General features: G+C 60.4%; 13 protein-coding genes. 3 read left to right on the top strand and 10 right to left on the bottom strand.

Translation table 11 applies throughout. From position 1 onward, the window contains the following. Nucleotides 1-3: 3 nt before the first annotated feature. The 6 genes from carA to hrcA form a co-directional block, all read right to left on the bottom strand. A complete protein-coding gene (gene carA / locus V3390_RS07400; protein ID WP_331703971.1) occupies nucleotides 4-1,140 on the bottom strand; it encodes a glutamine-hydrolyzing carbamoyl-phosphate synthase small subunit in 1,137 nt (378 codons plus the stop codon). A 173-nt stretch (nucleotides 1,141-1,313) separates the two neighbouring features. Then, nucleotides 1,314-2,021, bottom strand: coding sequence for a 4-hydroxy-tetrahydrodipicolinate reductase (locus tag V3390_RS07395; RefSeq protein WP_331703970.1), 708 nt, complete (start codon nucleotides 2,019-2,021; stop codon nucleotides 1,314-1,316). Nucleotides 2,022-2,041: 20 nt separating this feature from the next. Continuing rightward, entirely contained in the window at nucleotides 2,042-3,175 is a 1,134-nt protein-coding gene (gene dnaJ / locus V3390_RS07390; protein WP_331703969.1) for a molecular chaperone DnaJ, read from the bottom strand. 9 nt (nucleotides 3,176-3,184) lie between these two features. Next, nucleotides 3,185-5,101 carry a molecular chaperone DnaK gene (gene dnaK, locus V3390_RS07385; protein WP_331703968.1) on the bottom strand — a complete coding sequence of 639 codons (1,917 nt, stop codon included), beginning with the start codon at nucleotides 5,099-5,101 and terminating at the stop codon, nucleotides 3,185-3,187. A 106-nt stretch (nucleotides 5,102-5,207) separates the two neighbouring features. Next, the gene (gene grpE, locus V3390_RS07380; RefSeq protein WP_331703967.1) at nucleotides 5,208-5,744 is read right to left on the bottom strand and encodes a nucleotide exchange factor GrpE; all 537 of its coding nucleotides are present in this window, start codon (nucleotides 5,742-5,744) and stop codon (nucleotides 5,208-5,210) included. Between the two features lie 69 nt (nucleotides 5,745-5,813). Continuing rightward, the gene (gene hrcA, locus V3390_RS07375; protein ID WP_331688679.1) at nucleotides 5,814-6,872 is read right to left on the bottom strand and encodes a heat-inducible transcriptional repressor HrcA; all 1,059 of its coding nucleotides are present in this window, start codon (nucleotides 6,870-6,872) and stop codon (nucleotides 5,814-5,816) included. Between the two features lie 126 nt (nucleotides 6,873-6,998). Between hrcA and recN the strand changes: the two genes are divergently transcribed. Next, nucleotides 6,999-8,678 (top strand): DNA repair protein RecN, encoded by a 1,680-nt coding sequence (gene recN, locus V3390_RS07370; RefSeq protein ID WP_331703966.1) that lies wholly within the window; start codon nucleotides 6,999-7,001, stop codon nucleotides 8,676-8,678. 49 nt (nucleotides 8,679-8,727) lie between these two features. Here the strand turns inward: recN and fur are convergent, their stop codons facing one another. Then, a complete protein-coding gene (gene fur, locus V3390_RS07365) occupies nucleotides 8,728-9,147 on the bottom strand; it encodes a ferric iron uptake transcriptional regulator (protein ID WP_331688677.1) in 420 nt (139 codons plus the stop codon). A 93-nt stretch (nucleotides 9,148-9,240) separates the two neighbouring features. Here fur and V3390_RS07360 point away from each other — a divergent pair, with 93 nt between their 5' ends. Continuing rightward, nucleotides 9,241-9,633: an outer membrane protein assembly factor BamE gene (locus V3390_RS07360; protein WP_331688676.1), complete on the top strand. Its 393-nt coding sequence runs from the start codon at nucleotides 9,241-9,243 to the stop codon at nucleotides 9,631-9,633. An 18-nt stretch (nucleotides 9,634-9,651) separates the two neighbouring features. Here the strand turns inward: V3390_RS07360 and V3390_RS07355 are convergent, their stop codons facing one another. After that, entirely contained in the window at nucleotides 9,652-9,942 is a 291-nt protein-coding gene (locus V3390_RS07355; RefSeq protein WP_331703965.1) for an RnfH family protein, read from the bottom strand. Continuing rightward, nucleotides 9,939-10,385 carry a type II toxin-antitoxin system RatA family toxin gene (locus tag V3390_RS07350; protein WP_331688674.1) on the bottom strand — a complete coding sequence of 149 codons (447 nt, stop codon included), beginning with the start codon at nucleotides 10,383-10,385 and terminating at the stop codon, nucleotides 9,939-9,941. The genes V3390_RS07355 and V3390_RS07350 overlap by 4 nt, the downstream gene beginning before the upstream one ends. 45 nt (nucleotides 10,386-10,430) lie before the next feature. Here V3390_RS07350 and smpB point away from each other — a divergent pair, with 45 nt between their 5' ends. Continuing rightward, the gene (smpB, locus tag V3390_RS07345; protein ID WP_331688673.1) at nucleotides 10,431-10,928 is read left to right on the top strand and encodes an SsrA-binding protein SmpB; all 498 of its coding nucleotides are present in this window, start codon (nucleotides 10,431-10,433) and stop codon (nucleotides 10,926-10,928) included. A 30-nt stretch (nucleotides 10,929-10,958) separates the two neighbouring features. On the opposite strand, the gene V3390_RS07340 is transcribed toward smpB, so the two are convergent. Beyond that, nucleotides 10,959-12,395 (bottom strand): sensor histidine kinase, encoded by a 1,437-nt coding sequence (locus tag V3390_RS07340; RefSeq protein ID WP_331703964.1) that lies wholly within the window; start codon nucleotides 12,393-12,395, stop codon nucleotides 10,959-10,961. Between the last annotated feature and the right edge of the window lie 94 nt (nucleotides 12,396-12,489).

The raw sequence follows: 12,489 nt of genomic DNA, 5'->3' as shown, positions 1-12,489 counted from the left end.
GAGTTAGCGTCCTTGCTTGTGGGTTTGGATGATTTCGATAAAGCGATCAAATAGACCTGCCACATCGTGCGGACCGGGGCTGGCTTCGGGGTGGCCTTGGAAACTGAAAGCCGGTGCCTGCGTCAGTGCAATGCCCTGATTGGTGCCGTCGAATAGTGAACGATGCGTCACTTCGATCTCTGCAGGCAAGGTGCTTTCATCAATGCAGAAACCGTGGTTTTGCGAAGTGATCATGACGCGGCCGTTTGCCAGATCCTGCACCGGGTGGTTCGCACCGTGATGGCCATGCGGCATTTTCATGGTCTTGGCGCCGCTGGCCAGACCCAGCAGCTGGTGACCCAGGCAGATACCGAACAACGGCACGCGCGCACTCAGCAATTCACGAATGGCAGCGATGGCGTAATCGCAAGGCTCCGGATCGCCGGGACCGTTGGACAGGAACACGCCATCGGGATTCATGGCCAGCACATCGCCAGCAGGCGTAGTCGCCGGCACTACCGTCAGGCGGCAACCGCGATCGGCCAGCATGCGCAGGATATTGGTCTTGACGCCAAAGTCATACGCGACCACATGATAGGTGCCGGGGCTCTGGGCAAACTCATCGGTATCCAGATCGAGGCTGCCCTCGGTCCAGGAATACTGCGACTGGGTGGTCACCACCTTGGCCAGGTCCATGCCCTTAAGGCCGGGGAAGTTACGGGCGGCGGCCAAGGCCTCGTCGGCGTTGGCACCCGGGCCGGCCATCAGCGCACCGTTCTGGGCGCCCTTGTCACGCAGAATGCGCGTCAGCTTGCGGGTATCAATATCAGCGATGGCGACGACGCCGTTTTGCCGAAGCCACTCGGGCAGCGGCGTGGTGGCGCGGTAGTTGCTGTGCAGACGCGGTACATCGCGGACGATCAGGCCTGAGGCCCAGATGCTGGCGGCTTCGTCATCTTGCGGGGTGCAACCCGTATTGCCGATATGCGGATAAGTCAGCGTCACCAGTTGGCGCGCATAGGACGGATCCGTTACCACCTCCTGATACCCGGTCAATGCGGTATTGAACACGACTTCACCGGTGGAAAGTCCGGCGGCGCCTACGGAAACGCCCTCGAAAATGGTGCCATCTTCGAGCGCTAGGATTGCGGGTTCGGTCACGGAAATCGCCTTGAAATGTGGACTGCGGGGGTTGGGCGGCACCTGGCTGCGGCAACCGCCTGTACCATCGGCCACACGACCGGATGGCAGTGCGGCAATCGGATGGAGGCGAGAAACGATTCTACAGGAAGCGCCTGCAAATCGCTATGGTGCACAGCCCGTTTTTGGGCACTCTAGGCCGGAAATAACAGGCTGCGAATCGTATGCATTCCGGCGGGCGCCACGGCCACGCGCGTTGCGCACCACAGAGCGCCGCGAGCAAAAATATCGCGGCTGCTTGCACGATGAATCAGTTCGATGCGCTCGCCGACTCCGGCAAATTGCACCGTGTGTTCGCCGACGATGTCCCCTGCCCTCAGTGCCGCGTAGCGGACTTCGGCGCCGGCACGCTCTGCAGAGGCACCCAGCGTCAGCGCCGTGCCGCTCGGCGCATCTTTCTTGTGAATATGATGCTGTTCGATGATGTCGCACTGCCATCCGGCCGGCGTCAGCACCGCCGAGGCCTCCTCGACCAGGCGATCCATCACGGCAACGCCCAACGAGAAATTGCTGGCCCATAGCACCGGCACCTGTGCAGCGAGCGATTCCAGCGCCTGCCGAGCCGAGGCATCGAGGCCGGTGGTGCCGGTCACCAGAGCAGCGCCCTGCTCGCGACAACGCTGCAGCAGGGGCGGTAGCGCTTCGGGCAGGGAGAAGTCCACGGCGACATCAAAATCAGCCGCCGCAGACAGTTCACCGCGCCCCGGGGTTGCGACCAACTGCAGCGAAGGAAACTCGGGCAGCAGACGCAGCAAGGCCTGACCCATACGCCCGGAGGCACCGTGAATCAGGACTCGAATTGGACGATCGACTTGGAGATCGTTAGCAGGGTTTGAGCTCATGCTCTACAGCATAAGTCAGGTTAGGACGTCATGCGATCCCAGATGCCCTTGACCCCGTCAATCAGCGTCGAGGACTTGGGCGAATGGCGTCGAGCCGCCTCTTCACCGACAAACGTCGCCTCGAATTTCTCCAGCAATTCGCGCTGCTCCGGTGTCAGATTGATCGGCGTTTCGACGACCACATGGCAATACAAATCGCCCTTGTGATACGAACGCACCGACTTCACGCCCTTTTCGCGCAGACGGAAAATCTTGCCCGTTTGCGTTTCTGCGGGAATCCGCAGTTCGGCACGGCCATCGAGCGTCGGGATCGTGATCACATCGCCCAACGCGGCCTGCGAAATACGAATCGGCACCTCGCAGTGCAGATCATCGCCATCGCGCTGGAACACATCGTGCTTGCGGACCGCGACCTCGACCAGCAGATCGCCCGGAGGCGCACCTTGCGGACCGGCCTCGCCCTCGCCTGCTAGACGAATGCGATCGCCATCGTCAACACCTGCCGGCACATTGACCTTGAGCGTCTTGACCTTACGGACGCGACCTTGACCATGACATTCATTGCACGGCGTGACGATGGATTTGCCGCTGCCGCCACATGACGGGCACGGTTGCTGCATGCGGAACGGACCGCGCTGCATGATGACCTGACCGCGACCGGCGCATTGCGAACAGGTCTCGATCTTGCCGTCGGCCGAACCCGAGCCGTTGCACGGATCACAGGACTGCATGCTCGGCACTTCGATTTCACGCTCGACACCGTTGATGGCTTCCTCGAGCGTTAAGTTCAGACGAAAGCCTAGATCCTGACCGCGAACCGGCCCACGCGAGCCGCCCTGACCGAAGATGTTGCCGAACAAGTCGCCAAAGATGTCGCCGAAATCGGCGCCGCCAAAACCGCCCGCGCCGCCAAAGCCACCTGCACCGTGCTCAAAGGCCGCATGACCGTGGGCATCATAGGCCTGACGTTTCGATGCGTCGGAGAGCACTTCGTATGCCTCTTTGCACTCCTTGAAATTGGCATCGGCAACAGCATCACCCGGATTGCGGTCCGGGTGATGCTTCATTGCACAGCGGCGATACGCGGTCTTGAGTTCAGTCTCTGAGGCGCCCTTGGAGACGCCCAAGACCTCGTAGTAATCTCGCTTGCTCATGCGCGGTTATTACGCCTTATTGTTGTCGTCCTTGACTTCAGTGAACTCGGCGTCCACCACGTCATCGCCGGCCGAGGCCGCATCGCCCGCACCTTCAGCGGCACCGGCAGCAGCCTGCGTCGCCTGGAACAGTTCCTGTGCCACGGTTTCGAGTTGCTTCGACTTGGCTTCGATCTGAGCCTTGTCGTCACCCTTCATCGCCGTTTCGACATCGGCGATGGCGGTTTCGGCACGACCCAGCAGATCAGCCTGCAGGTTCGAACCCTGTTCCGAGATCACCTGACGGACGCTGTGCACCAGTGCGTCGGCCTGGTTACGCGCGCCGACCAGTTCCTGGAACTTGAGGTCTTCTTCGCGGTTGGCTTCGGCGTCGCTAATCATGCTCTTGATTTCGTCATCCGACAGACCCGAACCGGCCTTGATCTCGACCTTCTGTTCCTTGCCGGTCTTCTTGTCCTTGGCAGTTACGTGCACGATGCCGTTGGCGTCAATGTCAAACGTCACTTCGATTTGCGGCATACCACGCGGTGCCGGTTCGATACCGGACAGGTTGAACGAAGCCAGCGACTTGTTGAACTTGGCCTGTTCGCGCTCACCTTGCAGCACGTGCACGGTCACTTCCGGCTGATTGTCAGCGGCGGTCGAAAACACTTGCGAAGCCTTGGTCGGAATCGTGGTGTTCTTTTCAATGATCTTGGTGAACACACCACCCATCGTTTCGATACCCAGCGACAGCGGGGTCACGTCGAGCAGCAACACGTCCTTGACGTCACCGGCCAGCACGCCACCTTGAATGGCAGCGCCCAGAGCGACGGCTTCGTCGGGGTTCACGTCCTTGCGCGGTTCCTTGCCGAAGAAATCGGCGACGGCCTGCTGCACCTTGGGCATGCGGGTTTGACCACCGACCAGGATCACTTCGGCAATGTCCGAAGCACGCAGGTTGGCATCGTTCAGTGCAATGCGGCACGGTTCAATCGACTTCTTGATCAGATCATCAACCAGCGATTCGAGCTTGGCGCGCGTCAGCTTGATGTTGAGGTGCTTCGGACCCGACGCATCGGCCGTGACGTACGGCAGGTTGACTTCAGTCTGTTGGGCCGATGACAGTTCGATCTTGGCGCGTTCAGCGGCATCCTTCAAGCGTTGCAGTGCCAGCGGATCCTTGCGCAGGTCAATGCCCTGATCCTTTTGGAATTCTTCGACCAGATAGTCAATGACGCGCTTGTCGAAGTCTTCGCCGCCGAGGAACGTATCACCGTTGGTGGCCAGCACTTCGACCTGCATTTCGCCGTCAATCGAAGCGAGTTCGATGATGGAGACGTCGAAGGTACCACCGCCCAGATCATAGACGGCAACCTTGCGATCACCACCTTGCTTGTCCATACCGTAGGCCAGTGCGGCAGCGGTCGGCTCGTTGATGATGCGCTTGACGTCGAGACCGGCGATGCGACCTGCATCCTTGGTGGCCTGACGCTGCGAGTCGTTAAAGTAAGCCGGCACGGTGATGACCGCTTCGGTGATCTTTTCACCCAAGTAGTCTTCGGCAGTCTTCTTCATCTTGGCGAGCACTTCAGCCGAGACCTGTTGCGGAGCCATCTTCTTGCCGTCGGCAGTCGCAACCCAGGCGTCGCCGTTTTCGTGCGCAACGACCGAATACGGCACCAGTTCCAGATCCTTCTGCACTTCGGCGTCGGTGAACTTGCGGCCGATCAGACGCTTGACGGCGTAGAACGTGTTGTTCGGATTGGTGACGGCCTGACGCTTGGCGGTGGCGCCAACCAGGACTTCGCCATCTTTGGTGTAGGCGACGATAGACGGCGTGGTGCGATCGCCTTCTGCGTTTTCGATAACGCGAGCCTTGCCGTCCTGCATGATGGCGACGCAGGAGTTGGTGGTACCCAAGTCAATGCCAATGATCTTTGCCATGTTGTTTTACCTTTGCAATGTGTCAATTTAGTGAGGCGATAAAACTCGCCAATGAATGCTTAATGGGGCTATCGGCCGGCCATTCAAGGGGCCGGTTGCCCGAGGTTCAGTGATTTCGCACGACCACCATGGCCGGACGCAGCAGGCGCTCGTTGAGCAGCCAACCCTTCTGGAACACGGTAATGACATGGCCGGGGGCGACTGCATCGGACTCGATCATCTGAATCGCCTGGTGATGTTCCGGATTAAAGGACTCACCGACCGGATTGACTTGCTTGAGGCCGTTGGCTTCCATCACGCGCAGCAACTCGCGATGCGTCAGCTCCAGACCTTGGCGCAAGGCCTCGCCATCGGAACCGGGAGTGGCCAGACCGGCTTCGAGCGCATCGGCCACGGGCAGCAGTTCGGCCAGCAACTTCTCGTTGGCAAACTTGCGCGCCTGATCCATGTCACGGGCCAGACGGTTCTGACGGTTCGCCAAATCCGCACGCTCGCGCAGGATGTTGTCCTTGACTTCGGCCAGTTCGGCCTCGAGTTCGTTGATTCGAGCCTGGGCCGGATCGACTGCCTCGGCAGTTTCGACCGCAGCAGGGTCCTGGCTCAACGGGCTTTGGTTTTGCGGGTCAAATTCAGGGTCTTGCATTACTCAGCGTCTCAAACGATGCCACCCACGGTGGCGATACACGAGACATGAGGGCTAGCGCCCCTGCTTTCAAGGCCTGGAGGTGGCGTGACCTGCCAGCGATTCACCCAGCACCGCCGCCGTGGTCTGCACCACCGGCACGATACGACTGTAGTCCATGCGTTGCGGCCCGATCACACCAAGCACGCCAAGCACCTGGCCATCGGCATCGCAATACGGAGCGGAAATCACGCTGACGTTATTCAAGGGTTGAGCGCCGCATTCTTCACCGATAAAGATCTGCACACCCTCGGCCTGCTCGGTGCGTTCCAGCAGCTGCAGAATCTCGCGCTTGCTGTTGAAGGCATCAAACAGCTCCCGCAACCGCGTCATGTCGGTCAGCCCCGGCGTGCCCAGCAGACGATTCTGACCACTGACGAGCATGTCTTCGGCGATGGGATCGAGCGCGGATTCGGCCAGACGGATGGAATCGGTCATCAGGTTCTGCAACTCGTCCTGGGCCTGCCGTAGCTCACGCAGCATGCGCCGCCGCAGTTCCGCCAAGGACCGACCGGCCAGCTCCTGATTGAGAAAGTTGGAGATCTCGACCAACTCATCGGGCTGAATCGGCACCGGCAAGTCAATCACCCGGTTCTGCACCGAGTTGTCAGCAAACACCACGACTGCCAGCACCCGAGTGGGCTCGAGCCCGACAAACTCGACATGCTTAAAAGCCATCCGATCGCGCTTGGGCAAACTGACGACCCCCGCGAACTGGCTCAGGGAACTCAGCAAATCCGAGGCACAACCCAAACGTTGCGAAGTGGTCCCGGACTCCCCTAGCGTGCGGGCGACCTCAAGCCGTTCGGCCGCTGAGACCGGCGAGACCTGCAGCAGCGCATCCACATAGAAGCGATAGCCTTTAGGCGTAGGCACACGGCCACTGGAGGTATGCGGCGCCGACAGCAGCCCCAACTCCTCCAAGTCGGCCAGGATGTTGCGGATGGTCGCGGAACTGACCTCGAGCTGCGCCTGCTTGGCCAGCGTCTGCGAGCCCACGGCATCCCCCGTCTCAATGTGACGGGTGATCAGGGTCCGCAGCACTTGGCGCGACCGTAAATCCAGATGGGGGCAACTCGGATGGTTCATGCACTAAATATCAGGTCAGTTGATCGCCATTTCAAGCGTAGGATACCGCCGCGAGCACAGTCCGGTACCGACACTGGCGGCGGCAATGCGATAATCTCCGCAGACCTGCCTGACGATTCGGATTGCATGCTGCTCGAGCTTCACCTCAAGAACCTTGCCGTCGTATCGGAGGCCGCATTGAACTTGTCCGAAGGCCTGACGGTCATCTCCGGCGAGACCGGTGCGGGTAAATCACTCCTGATTGACGCCCTATTGCTGCTGACCGGCCGCCGCGCCGACAGCGGTGCCGTGCGTCATGGCGCCGAGCGCGCCGAGGTCACTGGCCGTTTCCAAGTCAGTGAGAGCGATCCCGCCATGGCCTGGTTGCGCGAGCAGGAGCTCGACGAGGACACGGACACCGTCAGCCTGCGCCGCATTGTGCGTGCCGATGGCGGCTCCAAAGCCTGGATCAACGGGCGCCCTGCCGCCACTGCGCAACTGGCCGAGCTGGCCTCGCGCCTATTGGAAATCCACGGCCAGCACGACCAACAGGCGCTCCTGCAGCGTAGTAAACAGCTGTACCTGCTCGATGGCTTTGCTCGCCATCCCCAACTCACCGCCGCCGTAAAAGAGGCCGCGCAAGCATGGCAACGCCTGCTCGATCGCCAGGCCGAGTTGCAGAACCGAGGCGATGTCAGTGACCGTCTGGCCTTCCTGCAGCATCAGGCCACGGAGCTCGAACGCGAATCCTTGCAGCCGGAGGCGATTGAACGCCTGCAGAGCGACCACCGTCTGCTGGCCAATGCCGATTCGATGCGCGAACTGCTGCGCCGGCAAATCACCACACTGCAAGGTGACGACGAGATGGCCGGTGCGCTCAATAGCGTGCGGCGAATGCTTTCGGATCTGCAGCGTAAAGGCGACTCCGATCCCGAGCTGGCTGAGGTGGCGAGCTTGCTGGTCGAGGCGGAGACCTCGTTGAATGAGGCGGTCGACCGACTGGAGCGGCAATTCGATCGGCTGGATCCGGACCCGGAGACGCTGGCCGAACTCGATCGCCAGCTCGCGCGTTTGCATGAGTTAAGCCGCAAACATCGCTGCGATGTGTTGCAGCTGCAGGATCGTCTGACGGCCATCACGCACGAACTGGAAACCCTGGCGCAGGCCGAGCAGGAACTGGCCAATCTGGAGCCGCAACTCGCCATAGCCAAAACGGCCTATGCGCGCGCCGCCGATGCCCTGCGCCAGTCGCGCATTGCAGCGGCTACCCAACTGGGCGAGCAAGTCAGCGAGATGATGCAGCATCTGGGCATGGAAGGCGGTCAATTTGCCTGCGAACTGGAATGGAGCTCGCCGGATCGCCCGGACCCGAGCGGTACCGAGCGCATTGAGCTGCTGGTCGCTGCAAACCCGGGACAGCCGGCACGGCCCCTGCGAAAAGTCGCATCGGGCGGCGAACTGTCACGCCTGTCGTTAGCCATCGAAGTGGTAACGATGGGTCTCGATCCGGTGCCCACCATGGTGTTCGACGAAGTGGACTCAGGCATTGGCGGTGCCGTCGCCGAAGCGGTTGGACGTCGCCTGCGGCTACTCGGCAAAGAGCGCCAAGTGCTGTGTGTGACTCACCTGCCGCAAGTCGCCAGTGCCGGCCATCATCATGTCCAGGTGCAGAAATTTGCCGCGCAGGGGCTCACTCAAAGCGCCGTTCAATTGCTGGATGCGCAAGGCCGCGAAGATGAGATTGCCCGCATGCTGGGTGGTGCCAAACTGACGGTGCAGGCCAAGGCGGCAGCCCGGGCCCTGCTGGAGTCACAGGCCGTCGAGTAAACGGCGCTTTGTTTGACCGCGCTTTGCTTGCGCTTGGTCGGCGCGGAACTCAGTCGACTGCAGGCGGATTGCGTTTGCGGACGTACAGCACCAGCGAGTGCGCCTGAATCTCAAAGCCATGTTCAGCGGCGATGCGCGACTGGATGGCCTCAATCTCGGTCGATTCGAACTCGATGACCTGTCCGGTATCAATGTCCACCATGTGGTCGTGGTGTTCACCGCGATCGAGCTCATAGACTGACTGGCCGGATTCGAAGTTGTGCTTGAGCACCAGACCCGCCGCCTCGAACTGGGTCAGCACCCGATAGACCGTGGCCAAACCGATGTCCTCACCGGCGCGCGTCAGCTCGCGGTAGATGTCTTCGGCCGTCATGTGGTGCTGATCGGCATTCTCGAGCAAGCTCAGGATGCGAACACGCGGATGGGTCACCTTGAGGCCGGCGTTACGCAGCTCCTGCGGCTGTTCCATGTCAACTCCTGAACGAATATCTGAACGGTGAAGCGAAAGGTCCGTAGCAGTGTATCATTTGGGTTTCCCCGTTTGCCGGTCGTCACATCCCCTATGCGCAAGTTGCTCCTGATTTCTGTTGCCGTCACCACACTGGGTTTGAGCGCGTGCGTCTACCGCCAGCCAATCTATCAGGGCAATCTGCTGGAATCTGCTGCCGTACAGCAACTGCAAGTGGGCATGAATAAGGAACAGGTCCTCAACCTGCTCGGCACGCCATCCATTGCCGATCCGTTCAATGCCACCCGCTGGGACTACACCTCTTCGCAGCGCATTGGTCGCGTCAATCGCGCCGAGATCCATAATTTCACGGTCTATTTCGAAAACGATGCCGTAACCCGCTGGGAGGGTGATTACTTCCCGGAACAGGATTCGGATCTGGCCAAGAATGCGCGCAAGCAATTCGGCCCGAATCTGGCCAAAGAGAAGAAGAAAAAAGGCGGCTGAGCCCGCGGGCTTCGGCCCTTAAACCGATCGCTTGGATTTAGGCGCGCGATGCGTGCGCGGCAGCGGATTGTGCTCTGCCCTACGACGGCGCGCCTCTTTCGGATCGGCAATCAGCAAGCGCAGAAACTCGACCCGATCGCCCTCGCGTAGTGCCCTGCGTTCATCGGTGATGCGCTCACCGAAGATGGCGACGATAGGCTCATCCCAACCGCATTGAGCGCGCGCGTCCGCAACCGTTGCCCCGGCAGGCAAGTCCAGCGATTCCATTTGGACCTGTCCTGGCCACGCGCGGACGATCTCTACTTTCATTCGTCGAGAGCCGTCGGGCCGACCTGGTCGGCGACGCGGATAAAGTCATCGACCATGCGATCGGCCAGCGCCTGAAAACCCAGGGCAAAGGCCGGACCCAGCAGCCCGATGCGCGGTTCAAAGTTGAGTTTGAGGCTGACTTTGCAGGCCGACTCATCGAGCGCGTGGAAGGTCCACAGGCCATCCAGCGTGCGGAACGGGCCATCTACAAAGCGCATACGGATGTCGTGCGGCGGATTCAGCGCATTGTCGGTCTGGAACCAGGTACTGAAACCCGCCATGCGCAGCTGCAGCTTGGCGACCTTGCGGTCGGGGGTCGATTCACTGACCTCGGCCGATTCACACCACGAAAAACGCTCCGGATAGTGCTCGACATCGTTCACAAGGTTGAACATTTTCAGGCTGGAATGCTCGACCAGGGCCGAACGGGAAATACTGGGCATGCGCAGGGAATCGTGGAATCAACAGACTATTTTATAATAGGCACAATGGCCAAGAAATCTACGAACAAAAAAAGCGGCGCAGCGTCCTCCACGATTGCGCTCAATAAGCGTGCGCGCCATGAATACCACCTGGAAACCAAATTCGAGGCCGGACTGGAGCTGCAGGGCTGGGAACTGAAGTCCATCCGTGCCGGTCGCGCCAACATCGGCGAGGCGTACGCCGTGGTTCGCAACGGCGAACTCTATCTGTTCAACGCGCAGATGACGCCGCTAGTCCACGCCTCCACCCATGTCGTGGCCGATGAGCGCCGCACCCGCAAGCTGCTGCTGCACCGCCATGAAATTGACAACCTGATCGGCAAGGTTCAGCGCGACGGCTACACCCTGGTGCCCACCGCTCTGTACTGGAAGGCCAATCGCGTCAAGGCAGAAATCTGCCTGGCCAAGGGTAAGCAGGAGCATGACAAGCGGCATGCCCAGCGCGACAAGGACTGGCAGCGCGACAAGCAGCGCGCCATGCGGTCGCATAACAAGGACGCCTAAGCGTCCTGCTGCCGCAAGGCCGTTTCGCCCTTAATCGCTGTCGGATTCGGACTCGTTGATGCTGGCGGCCGGCAGCGTCATGCTGATCGTTGCGCCCTGCCCCGGCTCGCCGGTGGCCGACAAGGTGCCGCCATGGCGATCTATGACCCGTTTGACCGAGGCCAAGCCGATGCCATGGCCTTCGAACTCGTCGCTGCGATGCAGGCGCTGGAACGGCCGGAACAGTTTTTCCGCATACTGCTGATCAAAGCCGGCGCCATTGTCGCTGACAGTGACCTCGTTCCAGTAGCGATTGCGATTGACCATGCGAATCTCAATCTGCGGCTGCTGGGTATTGCGCGAGAACTTAAAGCTGTTGCCGATCAGATTGGCGAAGGCATTGCGCAGCAGCACGCGATCGCCGCGAACTCGCATGCCCTCGTCTACTTTGACGTCCGCCGGATGGCCCGGATGCTCGGTGCGCACATCGAGCAGGACATCGTTCACCAGTTGCGTCAGATCCAGATCAGCCATGTCGAGTTGCGCCGTTGAGAGACGGGACATGCGCAGTAGCGAGTCGATCAGTTCGCCCATTTTTTGCGTGGCGGAAATGATGCGGTCGAGATACTGCAACTCGGTCGGATCGAGTTTATCCGCCGCTGAATGACGCAATACTTGGCCAAAGCCATCGATCGCGCGCAAGGGGCCGCGCAAGTCATGCGAGACGCTGTAGGCAAAACCTTCGAGCTCGGAATTGAGGATCTGCAGCGCACGGGTGCGCTGTTCAACACGTTCTTTGAGAATGCGTTTGTCATTGGCCAGCATACGCTGATCCTCGAGGGTACCAGTCAGGTCGTCAAATTGGACAATCTTGGAATAGCTCTCGTTGAGCGAGCGCGGAATCATCACAGTCATTCGGCGCAGGATCCGCCTACTCTGATCGGACGGGCGCGTGATGGTGCAGTAATCCACTTTGACTTCTTCGCGCAGTGTGGTGACCGGTGGAGCGCCGGCGGGCTCTTCGGGCAGTGTGGTCATGAGCTGATCGATACGCGAACCGATCAGTTCCGAAGGCGTTCGCGACACCAGCGTTGCAAACGCAGGGTTGGCCACCGTGATGAATTCATCGCGATCGACCAGCACCTTGGGCACCATGCTATATTCCAGCGCGCTCTGAAAGCGCAGGTTGGCCTGTTCCTCTTCGCGCAGGGCAATGTAGCGGGCGTCGGCGATGAGGTGATCGCGGCGCGTGGCCCAGCGGGAACTGAGCGTCAGCGCGCCCAAACCCATAATGCCGGCAATGATAATCAACATGCGAATGGTCTGCAGACCGTCGAGCGTGAGGTGCTCGTATCGCGAAAATAGGACGCTGGCCAGGACGGTCGCCGATACGATGGCCACGGACATGGCAATGCGCGCGGCCACCATCAGGCGCTGCAGGCGACGCATTTCAGGTGTGCCGTAGGTAGGGCCTTGTGCTGAATTCATAGCAATAGTGTAGCTAAACGCATGACAACGCCGCGTTGACGCCGGGGGCTGCGGGTGCAGACTGCGCTATACTGTCGGGGACAAGCGGTGAAAG

The sequence above is a fragment of the Aquilutibacter rugosus genome (assembly GCF_036541335.1).
GTDB classification, from domain to species: Bacteria; Pseudomonadota; Gammaproteobacteria; order Xanthomonadales; family Xanthomonadaceae; genus Aquilutibacter; species Aquilutibacter rugosus.
The sequence above is the reverse complement of the archived record's forward strand: the minus strand, read 5'-3'. Positions and strand labels throughout refer to the sequence as shown.

Bases quoted from the DNA above. Each gene is read 5' to 3' on its own strand.
- V3390_RS07395 (WP_331703970.1), bottom strand. From the start codon at position 2,021: ATGAGCTCAAACCCTGCTAACGATCTCCAAGTCGATCGTCCAATTCGA.
- grpE (WP_331703967.1), bottom strand. From the start codon at position 5,744: ATGCAAGACCCTGAATTTGACCCGCAAAACCAAAGCCCGTTGAGCCAG.
- smpB (WP_331688673.1), top strand. From the start codon at position 10,431: ATGGCCAAGAAATCTACGAACAAAAAAAGCGGCGCAGCGTCCTCCACG.
- recN (WP_331703966.1), top strand. From the start codon at position 6,999: ATGCTGCTCGAGCTTCACCTCAAGAACCTTGCCGTCGTATCGGAGGCC.
- V3390_RS07340 (WP_331703964.1), bottom strand. From the start codon at position 12,395: ATGAATTCAGCACAAGGCCCTACCTACGGCACACCTGAAATGCGTCGC.
- V3390_RS07360 (WP_331688676.1), top strand. From the start codon at position 9,241: ATGCGCAAGTTGCTCCTGATTTCTGTTGCCGTCACCACACTGGGTTTG.
- V3390_RS07355 (WP_331703965.1), bottom strand. From the start codon at position 9,942: ATGAAAGTAGAGATCGTCCGCGCGTGGCCAGGACAGGTCCAAATGGAA.
- dnaK (WP_331703968.1), bottom strand. From the start codon at position 5,101: ATGGCAAAGATCATTGGCATTGACTTGGGTACCACCAACTCCTGCGTC.
- V3390_RS07350 (WP_331688674.1), bottom strand. From the start codon at position 10,385: ATGCCCAGTATTTCCCGTTCGGCCCTGGTCGAGCATTCCAGCCTGAAA.
- dnaJ (WP_331703969.1), bottom strand. From the start codon at position 3,175: ATGAGCAAGCGAGATTACTACGAGGTCTTGGGCGTCTCCAAGGGCGCC.
- fur (WP_331688677.1), bottom strand. From the start codon at position 9,147: ATGGAACAGCCGCAGGAGCTGCGTAACGCCGGCCTCAAGGTGACCCAT.
- hrcA (WP_331688679.1), bottom strand. From the start codon at position 6,872: ATGAACCATCCGAGTTGCCCCCATCTGGATTTACGGTCGCGCCAAGTG.